Annotated in this window: 20 protein-coding genes; 10 read left to right on the top strand and 10 right to left on the bottom strand. The window is 37.1% G+C overall.

The window, feature by feature from the left end:
* Window positions 1–48 precede the first annotated feature (48 nt).
* On the top strand, window positions 49–969 hold the full coding sequence (locus tag EHR07_RS12530; protein ID WP_135745382.1) for a GDP-mannose 4,6-dehydratase: 921 nt from the start codon (window positions 49–51) through the stop codon (window positions 967–969).
* Here the strand turns inward: EHR07_RS12530 and EHR07_RS12535 are convergent.
* Window positions 927–2,123, bottom strand: a complete 1,197-nt coding sequence (locus tag EHR07_RS12535; protein ID WP_135745383.1) for a M48 family metallopeptidase — start codon at window positions 2,121–2,123, stop codon at window positions 927–929. The genes EHR07_RS12530 and EHR07_RS12535 overlap by 43 nt on opposite strands.
* A gap of 3 nt (window positions 2,124–2,126) precedes the next feature.
* Complete coding sequence (locus EHR07_RS12540; RefSeq protein WP_135745384.1) at window positions 2,127–3,083, bottom strand: YjgN family protein; 957 nt, start codon at window positions 3,081–3,083, stop codon at window positions 2,127–2,129.
* Window positions 3,084–3,219: 136 nt separating this feature from the next.
* On the opposite strand from EHR07_RS12540, the gene EHR07_RS12545 reads away from it, so the two are divergent.
* Both EHR07_RS12545 and EHR07_RS12550 read left to right on the top strand, forming a co-directional pair.
* Complete coding sequence (locus tag EHR07_RS12545; protein ID WP_135745385.1) at window positions 3,220–3,540, top strand: LIC_11321 family protein; 321 nt, start codon at window positions 3,220–3,222, stop codon at window positions 3,538–3,540.
* Window positions 3,516–4,478: a patatin-like phospholipase family protein gene (locus EHR07_RS12550; RefSeq protein ID WP_135745386.1), complete on the top strand. Its 963-nt coding sequence runs from the start codon at window positions 3,516–3,518 to the stop codon at window positions 4,476–4,478. Before EHR07_RS12545 ends, EHR07_RS12550 begins: the two co-directional genes overlap by 25 nt.
* Here the strand turns inward: EHR07_RS12550 and EHR07_RS12555 are convergent.
* A complete protein-coding gene (locus tag EHR07_RS12555) occupies window positions 4,466–5,659 on the bottom strand; it encodes a pyridoxal phosphate-dependent aminotransferase (RefSeq protein ID WP_135745387.1) in 1,194 nt (397 codons plus the stop codon). The genes EHR07_RS12550 and EHR07_RS12555 overlap by 13 nt on opposite strands.
* A gap of 1 nt (window position 5,660) precedes the next feature.
* On the bottom strand, window positions 5,661–6,440 hold the full coding sequence (locus EHR07_RS12560; protein ID WP_135745388.1) for an SDR family NAD(P)-dependent oxidoreductase: 780 nt from the start codon (window positions 6,438–6,440) through the stop codon (window positions 5,661–5,663).
* 88 nt (window positions 6,441–6,528) lie between these two features.
* Here EHR07_RS12560 and EHR07_RS12565 point away from each other — a divergent pair, with 88 nt between their 5' ends.
* Window positions 6,529–7,752 carry an MFS transporter gene (locus EHR07_RS12565; protein ID WP_135745389.1) on the top strand — a complete coding sequence of 408 codons (1,224 nt, stop codon included), beginning with the start codon at window positions 6,529–6,531 and terminating at the stop codon, window positions 7,750–7,752.
* A 43-nt stretch (window positions 7,753–7,795) separates the two neighbouring features.
* On the opposite strand, the gene EHR07_RS12570 is transcribed toward EHR07_RS12565, so the two are convergent.
* Complete coding sequence (locus tag EHR07_RS12570) at window positions 7,796–8,716, bottom strand: cyclic nucleotide-binding domain-containing protein (protein ID WP_135745390.1); 921 nt, start codon at window positions 8,714–8,716, stop codon at window positions 7,796–7,798.
* Window positions 8,717–8,719: 3 nt separating this feature from the next.
* The gene (locus EHR07_RS12575; RefSeq protein ID WP_135745391.1) at window positions 8,720–9,223 is read right to left on the bottom strand and encodes a DUF3347 domain-containing protein; all 504 of its coding nucleotides are present in this window, start codon (window positions 9,221–9,223) and stop codon (window positions 8,720–8,722) included.
* Between the two features lie 99 nt (window positions 9,224–9,322).
* Between EHR07_RS12575 and EHR07_RS12580 the strand changes: the two genes are divergently transcribed.
* Complete coding sequence (locus EHR07_RS12580) at window positions 9,323–9,673, top strand: VOC family protein (protein ID WP_135573138.1); 351 nt, start codon at window positions 9,323–9,325, stop codon at window positions 9,671–9,673.
* 138 nt (window positions 9,674–9,811) lie between these two features.
* Here EHR07_RS12580 and EHR07_RS12585 read toward each other — a convergent pair whose 3' ends face one another.
* Window positions 9,812–10,504, bottom strand: a complete 693-nt coding sequence (locus tag EHR07_RS12585) for an LIC10067 family putative lipoprotein (protein WP_135745392.1) — start codon at window positions 10,502–10,504, stop codon at window positions 9,812–9,814.
* Window positions 10,505–10,573: 69 nt separating this feature from the next.
* Here EHR07_RS12585 and EHR07_RS12590 point away from each other — a divergent pair, with 69 nt between their 5' ends.
* Window positions 10,574–11,347 carry an enoyl-CoA hydratase-related protein gene (locus tag EHR07_RS12590; protein WP_135745393.1) on the top strand — a complete coding sequence of 258 codons (774 nt, stop codon included), beginning with the start codon at window positions 10,574–10,576 and terminating at the stop codon, window positions 11,345–11,347.
* Window positions 11,348–11,350: 3 nt separating this feature from the next.
* Complete coding sequence (gene dcd / locus EHR07_RS12595) at window positions 11,351–11,875, top strand: dCTP deaminase (protein ID WP_135745394.1); 525 nt, start codon at window positions 11,351–11,353, stop codon at window positions 11,873–11,875.
* A gap of 74 nt (window positions 11,876–11,949) precedes the next feature.
* Here dcd and EHR07_RS12600 read toward each other — a convergent pair whose 3' ends face one another.
* Window positions 11,950–12,474, bottom strand: coding sequence for a DUF2147 domain-containing protein (locus EHR07_RS12600; RefSeq protein ID WP_135745395.1), 525 nt, complete (start codon window positions 12,472–12,474; stop codon window positions 11,950–11,952).
* A gap of 106 nt (window positions 12,475–12,580) precedes the next feature.
* On the opposite strand from EHR07_RS12600, the gene EHR07_RS12605 reads away from it, so the two are divergent.
* The gene (locus EHR07_RS12605) at window positions 12,581–14,050 is read left to right on the top strand and encodes a methyl-accepting chemotaxis protein (protein WP_275067047.1); all 1,470 of its coding nucleotides are present in this window, start codon (window positions 12,581–12,583) and stop codon (window positions 14,048–14,050) included.
* Here the strand turns inward: EHR07_RS12605 and EHR07_RS12610 are convergent.
* Window positions 14,043–17,270, bottom strand: a complete 3,228-nt coding sequence (locus tag EHR07_RS12610; protein WP_135745396.1) for a SpoIIE family protein phosphatase — start codon at window positions 17,268–17,270, stop codon at window positions 14,043–14,045. The genes EHR07_RS12605 and EHR07_RS12610 overlap by 8 nt on opposite strands.
* A gap of 123 nt (window positions 17,271–17,393) precedes the next feature.
* The gene (gene mpl36, locus EHR07_RS12615) at window positions 17,394–18,284 is read right to left on the bottom strand and encodes an RlpA family plasminogen-binding lipoprotein MPL36 (RefSeq protein ID WP_135745397.1); all 891 of its coding nucleotides are present in this window, start codon (window positions 18,282–18,284) and stop codon (window positions 17,394–17,396) included.
* 108 nt (window positions 18,285–18,392) lie between these two features.
* On the opposite strand from mpl36, the gene EHR07_RS12620 reads away from it, so the two are divergent.
* Both EHR07_RS12620 and EHR07_RS12625 read left to right on the top strand, forming a co-directional pair.
* Complete coding sequence (locus tag EHR07_RS12620) at window positions 18,393–19,298, top strand: tetratricopeptide repeat protein (RefSeq protein ID WP_135745398.1); 906 nt, start codon at window positions 18,393–18,395, stop codon at window positions 19,296–19,298.
* Between the two features lies 1 nt (window position 19,299).
* Entirely contained in the window at window positions 19,300–20,223 is a 924-nt protein-coding gene (locus tag EHR07_RS12625) for a tetratricopeptide repeat protein (protein ID WP_135745399.1), read from the top strand.
* The last annotated feature ends 6 nt before the right edge of the window (window positions 20,224–20,229 follow it).

Genomic DNA, 20,229 nt, shown 5'->3' on the forward strand with positions numbered 1-20,229 from the left:
AAGAATGGCAACTAAATCTTAGGGCCGAATCGGAATTTTCCCTTTTCTATGAAAAAAAAACAAATTTTAGTCACTGGGGCTAGCGGATTTGTAGGAAGTTATCTCCTTCCTGCACTTGAATCGCATGGTGATTCCCAAATCCATAGTTTTCAAGGTGACATTCGTGACCGAAATACGGTAACCAATCAGTTAGAAAAAATCAAACCAGATATTTTGGTTCATTTAGCGGCTCAAGCTTTCGTTCCTATGGCTATAGAGAACCCTTGGGAAACGGAAGAAATCAATGTCGGTGGTACTTTGAATTTACTCGAGTCTTTGCATCGGACGCAAAGGCAGTGCAAAATGTTGTACATTTCTTCAGCAGATGTTTACGGAAAACAAAACTTATCCCTTCTCCCTCTAAAAGAGACACTTTTACCAAATCCAGTAAATCCTTACGCGGGTAGTAAATTGGCGGCTGAATCTTATTGCCGTCAGTATGCACAATATAGTCCTTATGTATCTGTTGTCATAGCTCGTCCTTTCAACCACATTGGAATTGGCCAGCGCAAAGAGTTTGTGATTCCAAACTTTTGTTCCCAAATCATTGAAGCCAAACATTCAGGAAAGACAACGATTGCTGTTGGCGATTTAGAACCGACAAGGGATTTTTCCCATGTGGAAGATATCGTCAGTGGATATTTGACTTTAATTGAAAAAGGCGAGTCAGGTGAAATTTATAATATCTGCTCTGGCGAAGAAAGAAGCATTCGCTATATGGTTGAGGAGTTAGTGAAAATCTCTGGGCGTAATATTAAATTTGAAGTGGACTCTGGACGAGTTAGAGTTTCCGAAACATCCAAAGTTTATGGTGATAATTCCAAACTAAAAGCACTTGGTTGGAGAAACAAACATAGCTTAAGCGAAACTTTACTACAAATTTATAATCATTTGGAATCAGAATTTTTGAAATCTAGACAAACGGATTGAACTTCTTTCCAAGTTTTATCAGAAACGACTTTTTTGATAGATCCTTTTTTTCCTGATTTAATCAGAGATTCTAGATTTTTCATTCTCTCTTCTGTAGCAGGATGTGTACTTAAAAAATCAGTAAATGATTTTGTGACTCCTGGATCATCCTTTGCTTTTTTATTAGAAGGATTTTCTTCGGACTCAGTATTTTCTTTTTCCAGTTCTTGCATTCTTTTAAAGAAGGTAAGAAGACCGGAAGGTGAGAGATTTTGATTCCTTAAATATTCAATAGAGGTCTCATCTGCTTCAGTTTCGAAGTCTCTTGAAAATTTTAATACAAGAATTGTGGAACCAAGTTCTGTAATTGTTTCCAGAAATTCCATATTTCCTAATCCAGGTCCGACCACCAAACTAATCGCAAGCGAGGTTCCGCCCGCTTTTACTAAATTTCGCATGTGGTGTCTTTTTTCCACATGGGCAATTTCATGAGCTAAAACTCCTATCACTTCCTCTTGTGATTTAGCATCGTTTAGTAAACCTGAAAAAAAATAAATTTTTCCGTTAGATAATGCAAAAGCATTGGGAATGGTTGATCCGATTACAGAGACTTTGAACTTGTGTGGGCTACCTTTAGGTACAACTTTTTTTAATGCATCCGAAAAGAACTTCTCGGTGGCTTTGGTATTACATTCTTGAAATTGGGCATCCATTTTGAGCTGAACGGATTCACCGAGTGATTGATCCATTGAAACGGGAATAAAGTTAGTAACTAGTTCCAAACCTTTGAAATAAAAGAAACCAATAATACCAACAATGATGATTGCAAAGGCTCCAAGAACTAACGGATTCATCTCTCTAATCGAGTAATAAAATACATGTCCATGACTTTGGTTTTTTTTAGATTGTATCCAAAGGGATTCTAATTTTTTTGCATCGGTTTTAGAACATATAATTTCCAAAACAGGGCTTTCTTTCAATTCGTCAGGCATAAGTGTCAACTTACAGCCATTATGCGTTAGACTGAACTCGCTAAATTGGAATAAGTTAAGTTTGTGAGCAATCTCTTCTGATACAAAATCAAGAGTTTGTCCATGAATCAGAACAGTCCCTTCTTCAGGGACTGCTGATACTCCGTTAAAATATCGGGATGAAAATGTTTGGTTTTCGAACAATGTTTATGATAGGAAGCCTTCTAAAGCCTCAGCAAGTGCTTCCAATCCCTCCGCGGTGGCATTGGCTGTGGTATCCGCTTTTGGTTCGATGATTGAAAAATCAACTTCTGCTTCCAAACTTACTGACTCAATAAAAAGTTTAGTCAGACGCACGATGGCCCAGGCAAATCCAATTCCTAAGGTAAAAAAGATGATTAAATAAGCGATGAGAAAATTAACAAAAATCTTTCCACCTGTAATATCCGATCGAAATTTTTTTCCTTGGAAACTAGTTCTATTCCAAATGTAATTTTGAATGTCTGCTAAAAACCAAGAATAATAAATTCCGAGCGTGACAATACTCAAAAGAAAACCTTTTAAGTAGAGAAAAAAGATTTCTTTTCCTTCTGCTTGGAATCCAAAATTTGTATTCCCGTATCTGGTTTTGCTTTGTATGTATGCTTCTTTTTCCGCAAAAAACCAAGGATAATAAATTCCTAAGGTAATGATGGTTAAAAGAATCCCCTTTCCATAAATTTTAGCAACTTCGAGAATTTTTCCATCAAATCCAAATCGAAGGTTACGGTATCCTGTCCGAGAAGTTAGGTACTTTCTTCCTCCCACTACGATGATGGGAACAAGTGCAAGGAATACTCCCATTGTCAGAACAAATCCTACAATCGCCGCAAAATAGGGAATGGGAATGTAGGAAAGAATGGTCTTAATGATAAAAATTCCAATGTAAAGAACTACGAATATACCTAACGCCTTTAGAAAGCCAATGAGACGTTCTTTTCCGGTTCCATGAAAGGAAAAACGTTCTCCTGCCCATTCTAAATTTTCGGCCATGTACTTTTGCACATTGGTTCTAGCCCAAAAGCTATAAATTCCCAGTGTTACGACTGTCAGAAACATGTTCTTTAACAAAAGGATGAAAAGTTGACCCCCTGTTGCGTGGTATTGTAATCTTGTATTGTTCATTGAAGTCCTCAAAGGATGTTTAGTGGGAAGAGATTAAAAAATTTCAGATATGGGTAAAGAAAAATATTTCCTATCCATAAGAAATACAATTCGTAGCATTGAACCTAAATCATTGCTTTTTTAGGAATCGCCGAACTTGCGTATCATTAACAAAGTCTATCTTTACAGAATGAAAGTTTTCCTGATCTTTCTTTTTTTCGGGATTACCATTGTATCCGAAAGTTTCGCTGATTCCAGGCAAGAGTTGCCACCGAGCTTGGGAGATTTAAAAGGCCAAGATAAGTCGGTTCGTCAACCTCCTGATCGCAAAGACAAAAAAGGATGTTGTAAGATAAAATACCCCGCCGGTGGTTATGATTTCTTTTTAGCTACAGAAGATGATTGTCGTGCTAGTTTATATTTTGACAGATTTTTGGGAGAGAATAATACTCTATGCTTTCGATGGGAAGGGGAATAGAATTTGTCGATTTTATGGGCGTTCGAGAACAAGTTTTACAAACATTAGTCAAAATTTTTCCATCCTATGATGCGTCTCTTGCCATCGCTGGCGGAGGTTGTAAGGCATTTTATGCCTTAGGAGTTGGAAAAACTCTCCGCGAATGGGGAGTCCGTTTTACAGAAGTTTCTGGAGTTTCTGCCGGTGCTGCTATGGCCTTATGTATTTTATCCCAAACAGAAGAAGAATCTGTCGAATACTTCGAAGAAATTACGAAACGCAATTCGCGTAACTTCCATTTTTCAAACCTACTTCGGGGAGAATCAACTTTCCCACATGAAGATATGTATCGTCGAACCATTCGTTTTGGAATGAAGTTTGATAAGGTTTTAGAATCTGGAGCTAAGGTTTGGATTCATTCGGTAAAAGCACATCCAAAGGAAGATTCTTTAAAGAATAAGTTTCGTTTGGCAAGACTCATCTCTGAAACGGGCCGGGCCTTTATTTTAGATGATAGGGACCGGTCCGAAGGAATCCCTGCCAACCGAACTGCCGAAATGATCCAAAAATGGAACATGCAAGATGTTGATTTTACCGAAAAAGACTTTGTAAACCCCGAAACCATCGAGCAGTTTATTATGAATTCTTCTTCGATTCCCCCCATTGTGGATTTTCAATCGGTGAATGACGAGTATTATTTGGATGGTGGCCTTACCAATAATATGGTCATTGAAACTTTTTCGCCTAACGCCAAAATAATAGGCATTCACTACGAACCCAATACAATTGTGGGCAAAGATCCCGAATTATTAGCAAAAACTTATTTGATCACTCCTTCGAAACCCTTGCCAATTACTTCTTTTGATTATACCAATCCAAAAGGAGTCAGGGAAACCTATGAGTTAGGAAAGGCCGATGCATTGGCACAAAAAACAGCCATCCTCGATTACTTAAGGTAAGACAGAAAGGCCTCTAATCCTTGTCTTAAAGTTTCTTCTTCAGAAATTAAACTGATGACTAGGAAACAGCGGTTATGCGAAAATTCATACCAAGATCCGGGATGGAAAAAAACTTTGGCTTTAGTAAGTATATCCAAAACTAAATCTTCGTCTTTTGTATCCAGATTCATTTCGAAAATAAAATACCATCCAGCCTCAACTCCAGATATGTTTTTGATTTTTGGATTTTCTTTTAAATACAAATGACAAATTGATAAATTTCGCATAATTCTTGTTCGGATACGATTTTGGATCATTGATTTCCAAGGAAGAAGTTCTGGAGTTGCCAATTGAACGAGTGAATTGACGGAAAGGTAAGTATCAGCGACAAATCCTAAATTTTTCTGAATTTCTGAATGGTAAATCTTTGGGCTTTTATTAAGAATCCATCCTAATTTGAAACCAGGGAGTGCCAAAAGTTTGGAAAAACCATTACATATCAATAAAGGAAAGTTAGGCGAACTTGGAATAGTGTGAGGTTCACCCGAGAACTCATAACCTACAAAAACTTCATCTAAGAGAATGGGAATTTGGATTCCTAATTCTTCCCATTCTTTCCAAAACTTTGCAGTAGTTCGCGAACCTGTTGGATTTGCAGGACTCACCAAAAGAATGAGTTTAGTTTTTGTGCTAATGCAATTGGCTATAGTTTCTGCAGAATAAGTCCATTTGCCCGATTCTGTATTTTCTTTTAAGGGATAATGGACTTCTTTCAGATTTTCAAGGCCGATGAGAAAGCTAAATAGGGGATAACCAGGATTAGGTGTTAAAATTTCGTCTCCTGGATTTGTAAATAATTTGAAAATATAAGAATAGGCTTCTGATGTACTTGAGGTTAGAGTTAGATCCGATGTTTGTGCCGAGACTCCACGTTTTTCATAGTCTGAAACAATGGATTGTCTTGTTGATTCTAATCCTTCTGGTACTGGCTCGTACTGACTAAGATCCAAACTGGAAAATATATGAGATATAGCATTTGCTGGAAATTCCAACCCTAGTTTGGTAGGATTGGAATTGGTAAGATCTAAAATTACATTTCCTAAAAGTTCTAAATTTTCTTTTGTTTGGTGAATTTTATTTTCTGAATTTATATCACCTAACAAAGAAAATCGATTGGAAAATGTTAAGGGATTTTGGTTCAAATCATCCAGCTTTGTGTAAATATTTTGCAATCAAGCGAACTACGAATCTTGGAGAAAATCGAACTGACTGTGCTAGAAGGAAATTAAAGAAGCCTGTAATTTTTACGACCTTTTTTCCGAACAATGCATCGAGTCCTATATCTACTACATCCTGTGAATTCATAATGAGAAAGGATGACTTTACTAAATTAATTTTGGTCATATTGGCTCTTTCGAAAAACTCTGTTTGTGTGGGCCCTGGACATACACAGGTGACTGTTACACCATAATCCCGAACTTCTTCCGCAAGTCCTTCACTAAGTGAAAGAACATATGCTTTGGATGCGTAGTAGTTTGACATCAGTGGACCAGGTTGGAATGCAGCAGTGGAAGCAACATTTAAGATATAACCATCTTTCGCTTTGATCATATCTTGCAAAAATAAATGGCAAAGTTGTGCTAAAGTGGTCACATTGAGTTGGATTAACTCAGATTCTTTTTCAAAAGAATTTTTAAAAAATTCTCCATTGAGACCGAAACCTGCATTATTCACCAAACAATGAATTGATAATTTTAACTTTTTGACTGCTTTGTATAAAACCTCTGCTGCATTCGGTTTGCCCAAATCTTGTGTGATCACTACACTTTGGATTCCGTATTTGGTTTTAATTTCTGTGGCAAGAGCCTTTAACCTTTCGGCATTCCTTGCCACCAAAACGGGAGTGTAACCCTTTTTTGCCAAAGTGAGTGCAAAATCTTTTCCGAGTCCTGTAGAAGCACCTGTAATTAACGCGTATTTCATAGAGGGAAATTTATTACTCAACGCAAAAGTTGGCAATTCGAAACTAAATAGTTTTGGAAATTTTGAACGCCTGGTCAATATTAGTTTTATGAGCCAACCTCTTACCCATCCGCTTCATACCATCCAAAAAGAAAGAGCCATCATCCTTATCTTAGCCGCCCTCCAATTTTTACACATTTTGGATTTTGTCATCATGATGCCACTCGGGCCAGTTTTTATGGAAAGTTTCAAAATTGACTCGGCCGCCTTCGGTTTACTTGTTTCTTCCTATTCTATCAGTGCTGGAGTGTTTGGGCTCATCGGTGCTTTGTTTTTAGATTCTTATGATCGTAAATTGAGCCTTCTTGTTTTATTCTTTGGATTTTCTTTTGGAACTTTGTTATGTGCATTTGCTCCTAATTACGGTTTTCTACTTTTTGCAAGAGTTGTTGCCGGCGGATTTGGTGGAATGATTGGGGCCACTGTACTTTCCATCATTGGAGATATCATCCCTGTATTCAGAAGAGGTACTGCCACAGGTGTTGTGATGAGTTCATTTTCCGTAGCTTCGGTGATTGGAATTCCGATTGGTTTATCATTAGCGAATCAGTACGGATGGCATTTTCCATTTCTTTCATTGGCAATTGCAGGATTTCTAATTTTACCTATCGGTTACAAAGTTTTACCGTCCATTCGTTATCATTTGGATTCGGATGTTCACCCCAAACAGTCACAGTTAAAATCATTGAAACAAGTAATTACTAAAAAAGACCATTTCGCTCCCTTCATTTTTATGATTTTTTTGATGTTTGGTGGATTTACCATCATTCCGTTTTTAAGCCCATTTCTTGTTTCTAATGTTGGATTGGCGATTAGTGAACTTCCATATATTTATTTTTTTGGTGGGTTGTTTACTTTTTTTACAAGCCGATTTATTGGTAAATTATCAGATCGTTACGGAAAACTAAAAATTTACCAAATCATATCTATCATTGCTGTCATTCCCATTGTGATTGTGGTAACGCTAACGAAAACTTCTTTGCCTATTGTTCTTACAGTGACAACATTATTTATGATTTTGGTATCAGGAAGGATGGTTCCTGCGTTTGCTATGATTACCTCTGCTGTTGAACCAAGGATTCGCGGAAGTTTTATGTCGGTAAATTCTGCTATCCAGCAGATCGCTTCTGGAGCGGCTTCCTATGTAGCCGGTCTCATATTAGTCCAGACAGCTGACAACCAACTTGTGAATTATGAATTGGTGGGAATGATTTCTGTATTTAGTTTATTGTTTAGTGTTTATTTAGCAAAAAAAATAAAAATTGCAGGATAAAGATTCCAGAGGCATAGAATAAACTAGCAAAAGTTAGTTTATTCTATAATTCTAATTTTCCAGTGTTAAGAAAATCGATAATCATTTGTTTTTGAGATGGAGTGATCATTTTTCGTTCTAACAATTGATTCAAAATTTCAGATGCGGTGCCAATTTCCATTCCAGACATCTCGGAAAAAATAAACTGAAAGTTTTTATCGATTCTATGTTCTCCAATAAAGTTAACTAGTTTTTCAGTGGTTTCCAAAATCAATTGTTGTCTTTCGATGAGTCCTTCCATTGTGGAAAGGATAATGGAAACTTCAGGATCATCTGCAAATAACTGCATCATATGGTCATAAATTTTCGGTGATTGTAATGGCAATTCGTAGATGGAATCACCCAAAGCATTGTATAATGTTTTTTCTTCTTCAAAATCCAAGCCAGTATATTTGTTAAGATTGGATACTATTTCTGAAGGTAAAATGACGATAAACTGGCAAGCGTATTCAGGTTCTTTGAGATACCTAACAAAATACTGTATTAAATCACAGATCCTTAAATAACTTACGAATGTCCAATATTTGAAACTTCGAATATCAAACATATGTTTAACAGATTTTTCTCTTTTAATGGATTCTCGAATGTTCATATAATTTTCAAAATCACATTTAAAAAGATAACTTAATGTGTGATTAGAAAATGATTCAATGATTTCGCGGACAAGTGTTGGTTCACCGATATATAAAAAATAGGAAATCAGTTCTAAATTGTCTTTTGAGGTCCAAATAAATTTTTCTAAGGTTTTTGCGGGAATTTGTGAAAATGCAGAAAATCCAACTTTAAAAGTGACCTTGTCTTGTAAAAAAGCTTCTAGTTTGTTTTTTGCAATACAATCTTCGTCTACGTCTTGTTTAGCGAATGAATGCCTGCAACTTGGCGGGCAGGCTTCATATAAAGATGTACCTAAAAAACATTTGGGCATATATTACTGTAACATTTCACCACAGTCTCTCATTTCTGGAGCATAGGGATTTTTTACTTCTCTTCCTGTCATTAGCCAAGATTTATCAACCATAGGACAGTAAAATCGATTGTATTGAGATTGGTTTGGCACTTCCGTTTTTATTTGGATCAATATTTCCTGAATTTTGGAAATTTTTTCATAACTTGAATCTAAATCGGCACCAGATGCTGGTAGGTGTGGGCGTAAATTTTCAGCCCAGGACTTTAATTTTGGATGTCCACTGGCCACCAATGCATCCAATGTTTCTGAAAATATTTTCCAATTTGGTTTAGGATTGTCTTTTAGATACTCTTCGAGAAGGATTTGGTTCTCTGCGAGGAGTTTTGCCACTATGTTTTGGTGGGCGGTTTCAAAAGGAACGGCCTCTTCCTTGCAAGAAAGGGCAAAAACAGCTAAAACGATGAGTGAAATCCGAAATACATTCATATTTTGATTCTTTTTTCCTGAGTTGGAATTGGAATTCAAATTTTAGTTTCGAGTTTGTTTGCGGAGATTGCTTTTTTGTCGACAAAGCCGCTTTTTCAAGCATGATGACAGAAAAGTTCACGAAGGTGTAATTCCATTATGATTATTGTAGAAGGCATTGGCCACGTCAGTATCCCCGTCTCCCAGCTCGACACCTCTATCGATTTTTACAGGGACATTTTTGACTTCGAAGTGGAGACAAAGAAGGCTACTGAGGCAATTCTTTCTCTGGATTCGTTTCGGATCCGTTTGGTAGTGGCAGAAGTTTCTGACAGATCTCTACCTATCCTCAGTTTTGTGATGGATGTGGATGATTTCACAGAAGCCATTAGCGAATTGGAAGAAAAAAACGTTAAGATCATCAAAGGACCAGAAGGAACCGATTCTGGGGAATGTCTTACGTTTGCAGATCCAAGCCAAAATTTGATCGAAATCTTTTATTCAAACTAAAATCCTTTAATTCTTTTAGAGTCTTAATCTATTTCCTCTTGGTAAGTTTGCAAAAACTAACCAGAGGAAAAGGTTTAACCTTCCATTTAAAAATCTCACATCAACTAAATAAAGTTTGGATGAAGAAAGGTATTTCTTCTAAAGAACTAAACTACAAGTAGCAGAATTTGCAGTGATGTAGAACTGCGTTGCCACTCCTGCAGGAAAAGGAATGATCGGGTCGTTCTGAAGTACATAGTCAGTTGCCTGACACGATCTACTAAATACACGCACAGTGACAACACTTTGGCAGCCAATGATCAAGTTTCGAGCACCGAGTAAGGTATCTGTATGAAATGCTTTTGTTTCAATGGCACCAAATTCTACTGATAAACTTTGACCTTGTTTGATTTCAATTTCAGATCCGTATTGTTTGTTTGTGATCGCATAGCAGTCGATAAAGTATTCTGTTCCGGAACAGTTTGCACCTTGTTTCGAATTCGGCAAACAAGAACCACCTGATTTTGATACTGTGATAAATCCCGAGTAGGCACCATCGGGAACTCGAGTATGTAATTCGGTTCCTAGATTGGCAGTAATTGCCGCGACAACATCGTTAAATCTAACGACGGGATCAACGCCGAAATTTTCTCCTTTGATTATCACCTCTGTTGCAGGGTAAATCGCATTCAGATTGTTTTGGGCAGGACTACCAATTTGTGGGGTAACAGAAGATACAACAGGAGGTGAGCTTAATAAAGCTACAAGTGGGTCCTCCTTCGAAGAAGCTTTGCAAGAAAAACTGCTTCCAAGTACTAGTGAGAATCCGATTGTGTATAAAATCCTTCTCATGACGGCTGCTTCCATTATCGGAAAATTAAAACAGTTTTCATTTCTATTTTTTCATTTGGAGGAAATTCTATGAACACTGTCACACTCCATACCCACCACAGTTATGTAGCATTAATCGAACTCAACCGGCCTGATGCTAAAAATGCCATTTCTCTCCAACTTCTGGCCGAATTACAAGAAAAGATTCAGGAAGTAAAAAGAAACAAAGCTCGTGTCTTAGTCATCACCGGAGTCGGCGATTCCTTTTGTTCCGGTGCCGATTTGAAAGAGAGAAAATCCATGTCGGATTTGCAGGTAAAACAATTCTTAAAAAATATCAATCTCTGTTTTTCAGATTTGGCAAATCTTTCGATACCTACCATTGCCGCAATCAATGGGTTTGCATTTGGTGGAGGTTTAGAGTTGGCTTTATCATGTGATATTCGTTATGCGAGTGAAGCAGCACAAATGGGACTCACTGAAACTAAATTAGGAATCATTCCAGGGGCAGGTGGAACACAGAGACTGTCGCGAATTGTTGGTGAATCTACTGCTTTGGAATGGATATTTTCTGGAAAAAAATTAAGTGGAAAAGAAGCGATGGTCCGAGGTTTGGTGTCCCAAGTTTTTAGTCCGGATTCTTTAAAGGAATCTTCTCTTGCCTTAGCACGGGAGATATCAGAATCTGCACCTATTGCTGTTTCTGCTGCAAAAAAAGCAGTCCGTCGTGGATTGGAATTACCTATGGAATCGGCATTGGAGTGGGAGAGGCTTTGTTATTTTGAAACAATTGGTACAAAAGACCGATTGGAAGCCTTACAAGCATTTGCTGAAAAAAGAAAACCTAATTTTAAGGGAGAATGATTTGTGATTTTAACTGGAAAAGAAATTTTAAAAAGATTGGGGACTGATATCAAAATTGAACCTTATGATGCGAATTTATTAAACCCCAATTCATACAATTTGCGATTACATGAGGACCTTTTGGTTTATTCTGAATTTCCATTAGATATGAAAAAACCAAACCCTGTGCAAACTTTAAAGATACCAGAAGAAGGTTTACTCATGGAACCGGGTAAATTGTATTTAGGACGAACCATCGAATTTACCGAGACTCACAACCTAGTGCCGATGTTAGAGGGTCGTTCTTCTATTGGGAGACTAGGAATGTTTGTGCATATCACAGCTGGATTTGGTGATGTTGGCTTTAAAGGTTTTTGGACTCTTGAAATTCAAGTCACTCATCCACTACGTGTGTATGCAGGGGTTCAAATTTGCCAGATTTTTTATCATACAGTGGAAGGCGAAATCAGCGAATACAAATCAGGAAAGTACCAAGCCAACCAAGGCATCCAACCATCTTTATTGTATAAAGACTTTGAAAAGAAATAGAGTTTTAAAGTTTTTAGAATCTCTCTAAAGAGAACCTGCCTTCCATTGGGTTGGCAGGTATTTCATGATTACAATTATTTTTTAGCTTTGAAAGTGCAGTCCCATTTTGGGTCATCAAGATTCACACCACCAAGTTTTACCCAGTTGTTCGTTTTTCCAATAAAGGTGATAGAACAAAGTGTTCCTTTTAGATCCAATCGATTCCCACCTTCCAATGATGTGAATTTTCCACAGTAGGTTTTTCCATCACGAGGATTGTAAATCTTACCGTTTTTGTAAACACCTTCTCCAACATAATCAAATCCAGTGATAAATACCATACCAAGGTTCGGACGATTACGTAATTTTGGATCTTCGTTGTTGTGATCTAGGTAAGGAGTTCCTGGAACACCTTTATCTTTCTCTTTTTCAGGGTAAGCATTGTCTTTGATACAAACTGTTTTACCGCAGTATTTATCACCACATTTGAAAATTTCGATAACTGAGTCTTTTTCAGGTGGCAGATATCGTCCTAAAGCAACGTCAGCCTCTTGCGCAAGAAGAGAACTTCCTGTAAAGAGAATAGCCGTCCATACACTTAAAACAAGTTTTTGATTCATAATGATCCTTATTCTACAAAATTGGATTCGCTTATTTTGACAGAAATTTTATCTCTGGCAAGCTGGTTTTTGAAAAATCAGAGCCATAAATTAGGAAAATGGTATATTGAAACGATGCAGTTTAAAAAATAAAATTATTATGTTTCATTTTAAATCAAATGATTCCACTAGGGAATTTTTAATACAAAACCGTAAGTCGATTAGAGAACATATCATTCGAAATACTTCTATTGATCAGTCAAATCATCGTGAAGTTGAAGAACTTTTAGAATTACAAAAAAAATTAAGAAGTTTAATAACTGCATCAGCAGATGAAATCGCAGTTTCCATCCTTGGTTCTGCTACTAATCTAAAAAATATTGAGAACTTACAATCGGAATTTGTATCTGGTCTTTCCCATTTTAGCGATATTTCTGCAAATTTAGCAAGTAGTGCAGAAGAGCTCGATGCTGTGATTCATTCAGTTTCCTATCAAATTTCAGAGACCTTAAAGACCTTTGATGCAACAGGCCAAAGGAATATTGAATTAGTAAAAAGTTTAGAAAATACTGCAAAAGAAATTGAAACAATCGCAAAACAATCGTTATGGGTAAAGGTTGAGAACCAAAAAAATGAAGTTGAAATCCAACTTTTATACAATGATTTACAAAAGATTAATGAGAACATACAGTTGGTTAAAGAAATCTCTGACCGTACCAATTTATTGGCTCTAAATGCTTCGATAGAAGCTGCTAGGGCTGGTGAAGAAGGAAGAGGATTTTCTGTGGTTGCGGATGGTGTTTCCAAATTAGCAGAAAACACAAAGGTAGCAGTAAAAACAATTCAAGAATCTGCACAACATATTAGGTCACGATTTTTAGAATTCCAAGAGAACTCAAAAACTAGAACTGCGGTTCTCATTGAAATCATTGAAAAGATCCAAGCCATTGAAACATCGGTTGTCTCAAACCGTAAAGAATCAAATGTGAATTTAAGTGAAATCCAAGTTTTGATTACACAATTTCATGATTTAGAATTGAAACTTCGAGAAGTGGGGATTGCATCTCAGAATATTGCCAATGATTCCACTAGTATCTCAAATCAAGTGCACATACTTTCTGATCACAGTGTACAAACAAAATCTGATTTTGAAGCTATATTTAGTAAAATTGAAAATACGGTGAAACTCATTACAAATCAAAATTCAGTTTGGTTGTTAGAGTTCATTTTTCAAAGAAGATTAGATCATATTCATTGGGTTCAAGCAGTCGACAAAGCAATAACAAGTGGAAATGTAAATTTATTTCCGCAATTAGATCATACACTCTGTAAAATGGGTCTATGGTATTATCAAAGTTCTGTATTGGATTCTAAACAAAAGGCAATTCATGACCAATTAGAAACTCCTCATCGAGAATTACATCGATGTGCCATTCGAATCAAAGAGGCAATTACACAAAATGACAAAGAGAAAATTACTTTAGAAAGATCTAACTTACAGGGATTTTTCCTAGAGTTAGGAAAAATATTTGATAGCTACATCCAATATTTGGAACTTAAAACTATGCAAGATCAGCAACTAACCTCAATTAATTGAGGCTAGTTGCTTTTTCTAACAACTTAGAAAGTTTGAGAACGTTTTTGTTTGTTGGATCTATAGTTTGGGCCCGTGTTACGTAAGTAACAGCGCGGTCCACGTTTCCAAGAAGCCTGCTAACGTCTGCAAGGTTAATAAGGTTTTGGAAATTTTCTGGATCGTATTTCAAAGCTTCTTGGGCTGCTTTTAAGGCGCTTTCATAGTTCCCAAGTTTTTTTTCAGACATCGCTAAGTAATACCAATATTCTCCCGAACCTTCATTTTCTCTTAAAAACTCAGTTAGTACTTTTGCTGCAATGTCGTATTCTTTCCCTTTGTAACTGACAAGGCCTAAAAACTTGTTTAGTTTTTGGTTGGTTGGATCAGCAAGAAAAGCCTTTTTCATTACAGTAATGGCTCTTTCAATTTCTCCATTTTGGTATAATAATTTTCCTTCTTCGAAAGCACCAGAGGTCGTGAGGGCTTCATCCCAATCATCCCCTGGGGTGTCGAAAAAATCATCCACGGGTTGTTGAGATAAGTCTTCTTTTTCTGGAGTATGATGAATTGGAGATTTATCGCTTTTGAAAACAACACTCATCATCGAGATATCATCAGTAATATCTCCGGCTTTCTTTACGAGTTTTTCGACTTCATAAATATCTCCGTCGGCTTGTTCCACAAATCGAAGAACCATTGTTTCGTCTTCATTGATGGTTCGAACGTCTTCGTCTGGAGTGAGGTCAATATCATCACGCCCATCGGAACCAAGAATTAATTGGTCACCAGGCAATAGTTGGAAGGTTTGCACTTCGAATGGATATTCCGAGTCCAAACCCAATTTTCGAAGTTTCAATTCATCTTCAATGAAACTAGCTTTTCCATCACGGTAAAGAATGCTGTAAGGATGTTCCGCATTAAAATACCAGATTTTACCTGTTTCATCATCAATTAACATGACTGTTGCGGATATGACCATTGTCCCGCTAAAAGATTTGAATACTGCATTTACTTCTTCGTAAACATCAGTTAACCATTCTTCTGGTGTGCGGTTTAGGATTCTTTTGTTACCTGCCGAACGTGCCATAATGGAGTTCATCACAACTCCCATTACCAAAGAACCACCAGCTCCTTGCATGGATTTTCCCATTGCATCTCCGTTCATTACCATAGTGTATCTGCGGTAATCATCTGGTTTTCCCAGTTTTAAATTTCCTGTGATACAAATATCGCCACCGAGATCGCCGGTTTTATTACGGAATTCAAAAGTTTTCTTTTGATGAACAAAGAAGTCACAACGTATATTATCAGATTTGTTTGCGTTAAAAAATAATGGTTTTGCCAGTAACGAAGTGAGGAAGTAATCACCGTCTTGTTGTACTTTCAAACGATGGATCTCATCCATTTTTTCTTGAAGTTCTTTGGTACGTTCTTTTACTTTTTCTTCTAGATTTTCTGCGTAGTCTTGCAGTTCCCGTCTAGCGTCGCGAATTGAAGATACCATCCCGTTAAATGATTCTGCTAGGTATCCTATCTCATCATTTACTTTAATTGGAACTTCTACTTCCAGATTTCCTTGGTTTACTTTTTCAACCCCTGCAAGTAGTGCATAAAGTGGATTCACAAGTGCAGAACGGAAGAAAAGTGGAAATACGACTAACAAAACAAACATCACAATGGCAAGGATGACTAATTCGAGTTTTGCTGATTTGTGCATGTAGGCACGATAATCGCGGTAGTTAAAACCCACTTCTCTGTTGATTTTGTTTTTCGCATCATAAGTCATATAAGCAATGTAATGCGAAACGCCGTCTAAATCTTTTCTGTAGTGTCTTGTTAAGTCAGGTTTGAAATATCGAAAAAACTTGAGCATTTCGACACGTAGATCTGCACCTGATATTTCTTTTCCGTCCCATTTACATTCGTTTACATGTTTAAGGATAGCATCTCGGAAAGTGTCTACGTTTTTAACTTTTTCAACGTATTTGACTCCTTCTTCACAAAACTGGTCAGGCAGAATATCGCCCAATTTGTTCGTGTTGATAAAGGTTCTTTTGTTTAGTTTTTCGATTAATTTAGAAACTTCTGCTTTTAATTCTGCACCTTCCGAATCTGGATTTTCATCCAAAAATTGTAGGATGGCATTTTTATAACCTTCAAAATAATAAGGAGTTTTCGTTAAACTAGACTTAAGAGAATTTCTATAGTCGGTCTCGGGAATACTGACCACTTCATCATACAATGCAGTATTATAAAGATCAGCTTGGACAAGTGGTAAATCTAAATTAACAGAAGAAGGTAAGTAGGCCTTTTTTAAATTTTGTCCAGATGAATCGGACTCAATGACAAATAAAATATCTTTTGATCTTTCTCCACCTTCGGCCACACGAAGTGCTTTTTGGATTGCCGTATTATCAAAGGAAGTTTCTTTTTCTTGGTCTACCAAGTAACTGAAGGCCTGCATGATGAGAAGGATGGTTACAAAGGAAATTCCTACAATTTTTACCATGAAAGTAGTTCTTTCACTACTATTGTTAATAAAGGAAATCGTAATGATAAAAAATGTAAAAGTGAATAGTAATACTAAAGCAGTGAGGTAAGTGGATCGTTCCATCGCTCCATCGCGACTCATAACGTTTGTTATGTTCGGAACTACGCCGGCAATTAATGCTGCCATTAACATAACCATAAGCGTTCCTCGTTTTTCCTTAGTTACATGGAATAAACGATAACCAGGTAAAACGAGAAAGTTAATAAAGGAAAAACCTGCGATGAACAAACTTAAGATTCGGCTAGCACCTTCGGAGTTAAAATCCCAGTGGTGTGCAGTGAAATGGTATTTTCTTTCTCCTTGTGAAACTGTAACTAAAAACCAAAGAACCACTACAATGGCAACAGCATAGAGACTTACTTGTATAATATTGGCAGTTCGGCTGTCTTCGTTATCTGGGAACCGGAAAAAAAACTGACCAAAGTGTATGATACCAAAAATAATAAATCCCCCGGTGATCCAACGATGGTAGGAAGCGATGGGGTGATAGTAAAATGCACCTAAGAGGTAACCAAATTGGAATAAACCTAAAAACAAACAAGCCAGTCCCATGTGTTTTGTGGCGACGGTTCTATCTTTTAAAGAGAAAAAGAATGTAGTCAAGACCGCAAGGAGGACAGTGACAATTAAACTACCGAATGTGTAATAATTTGTTAGTATGTGGTCAACGGATAATATGCTTTCACTCATAGGGTCTTCTAGTTGCTAATTTAATACGAAATCGTAACAGGCGGAAATGCGAAATCAATTCATTTTCCTACCTTTCCGAGCAAATCAGTGCAACAACTGATTGCCCGAAGGGAAGGGGTCAAATTAACGAGTGGCGATAAAACAATCAATTCCATCGTATTTCAATTTTGATTTGAGAGATTCTGCTTTTGCGCGGTCTGCAAAATCCCCAACTTGAACTACGAATTTTCCATCTCTGGGAGTTACGAACACGGATTGGTTGTATTCAGATTTTATGCTTTCTTGGTATTTCAGAGCTCTTTCTTTTTCCTGAAACACACCCACTTGCACAGTAAATCCTTTTCCTGCGGCCACAGGTTTGGTAACTCCTGGTTTCACTGGAGTCAATTTTTCAGGTTTTGCTGGGGCATCATCGAGAAGGTCTGCATCATCTAAGTCATCGGCAAGATCATCTTCCCCTTTTTTAAGGACTTTGATTCCTACTTTGGTGACACCTTTATCTTTGAATTCAAGGATCTCAGCTGTTTTTTCAGATACATCCACAATTCTTTCATCAACGAAAGGCCCACGATCATTGATTCGAACCACCGCTTCTTTGTTATTATCTAAATTTTGGATTCGGATCACACTTCCAATGGGGAGTGTTCTGTGAGCACCTGTCATTTTCATTCGATCAAAAGGTTCGCCACTGGCAGTAGGACGACCTTGGAATTTTTGCCCATACCAAGATGACAAACCGACTTCATCAAATGATTCTGTTGGTTTTTTGGTTGGGATTGCTGCCGTTGTTGCAACTGGTGTAACTGCCTTTCCATTGGAATCTAAATCGTCAATGATCGAACGTGCCACTGGATCTTCCGATTTGGTATTACTTGTTGGTTTGGACTTTCCTGAAGAACGTTCGAAAAATATATCTTCGGGATCTCCGGAAGCACTATAATCTCTTCGGGTGGCATCTGCAGAACTGCAAGAAACCAACCACAATACTATGGATATAAGTATGAGTCTTTGCATAACTTTCCCCTTCCTCTGGACTCTTGTGAGTACCTTTCGGAATGTTTTTCCGTTCTCGTGACAATTTTTCTCGAGGGAGATTGGTTTCTGAAACGATAATCGGTCTGTATGGCACAAGAAATCCAAACTCTATTTAATGAGGCGGTCCGTTTGGAAAGAAACGGAGACTGGGATCGTGCCGAAACACAGTACAAACTTCTCCTTGAAAAAGATCCCAATTTTCATTTGGCATTACAGAATTTAGGTGTGATATACGCCAAACAAGGAAAACATGCAGAAGCCATTCCTTTGTTCTCCAAAGCATACAAATTACATGCCAATGTTAAAAACAGTTATAATTTAGCGGTGTCTCTTTACAAACATGAAGAAACCGAAAAAGCCATTAGTTTTTTAAAACAAACTCTTACATTTGAAAAGAAGTTTATATCGGCGCATCTATTACTCGCGCAGGCATATCAGAAATTAGGCAACGATGAAAAAACCGAAGTATATCTCAATAATGTAATTAAAATCGAACCAGATCATAAATCAGCTTTAGGAGGGCTCGCCATGTTTTATTACGAAAGGAATCGTTTTCCAGAAAGTTTAAAAATGATTGAACGTTATTTGATTCTGTATCCAGGGAATGCTCAGTTAAAAATCATCCAATCAGAGATCCTTGCCAAACAAGGTAATTATAAAGCCTCTGCCACTTTGCTTTCTACTATGGTAAAAGAGGATGTCGGTTTTACTAATTTTAACGAAAGTTTGCAAGCGGCTTGGAAAGAAGAAGATGAAGTGGTTCATGAAAGTTTGGTTCGGATCCAATCCAAAGCCAAAAAAAAATTAAAAGAGTTTCAGACAAAATTAGAACTCTCCAAAGAAAACCCAGAAGAGTTTTCGCCTCCCGACGCACAGGAAGCTTTGGATTTAAGTTTGTTATATCTTTTCAATGGGAATCCTGAAAAAGCGATGCAATATTTGGTATTTGCTCAAAAGATGAAGGAAAAGACAAATCCAGACGGGCCATCTTAGATTGAAATTTCGTATTTTAAATATTCTATATTTTTCTTTTATCCTCTTTCTATTGGGATGTAGGTATCCCATTGCCAAACAAGATGAATTGGAATCCGATTCTTTGTTTTTGGAGATCACGGGATCTCCTGCGACTGATTGTAATGCTGAAGGGATTAAACTTTCGAAAGCCATTCAATTAGACCAAGCTGAAGTTGTTTGGGACAAATGCATTCAAACCAATCCGAATGAAGTGGCCGTTCATTTAAACCGACTCCGTTTTTATTTTTTATTGGATGAATATGAGTTATTCAAACAAAAAGTTTCGAAAGAAGCACCTTCTCGATCATCCGTTACTTATACAACTGTCCTTAAAGAATTAGAAGTACGTTTGCGAAATGAAGAACGTGTGATTCTTCTGGATGCTTTATCCCGAGTGAAAGGTTGGGAATTATTTGCTTATGAAGAGTTGGCTAATTATTACTTACAAACAGGTAACTTTGCTTATGCGGAAGGTTATTTTAATCAAATTTTAGAAGTGGTTCCTTTTCACGAAAATGCTCTGTATGGAATGGCAGAGATTCAAGTGCAAAAATCCAACTGGTACAGTTTACTTGATTATGCAAAATCATTGGAAGTTGCCGCCAAAAAAAATAAGGAATTCCATTTTTATTTTTTAAAAGCAAATTATGAATTAGGGCGTTACGAAGAAGCTTTAAAATGGGCAGAATCTGCCCCTTCAACTGAAAAATCACAAATTAGTTTTTTAGAAATTTGGCGAGATACTTTACTAGTTTTAAAAGATTATCCTCGTTGGGATCATCTTTTGCCTTACTACCGTAAGGCGGTCGAAAATGGATACGCAGTTCCTGAGTCTGCTTTTTTTCCTACGTTATCCAAAGAAGGTAAGGATGTTCGCAAAGCGTCTCGTTCAGGAAGAAGCTAATTAAAA

The sequence above is a fragment of the Leptospira bandrabouensis genome, assembly GCF_004770905.1.
GTDB classification, from domain to species: domain Bacteria; phylum Spirochaetota; class Leptospiria; order Leptospirales; family Leptospiraceae; genus Leptospira_A; species Leptospira_A bandrabouensis.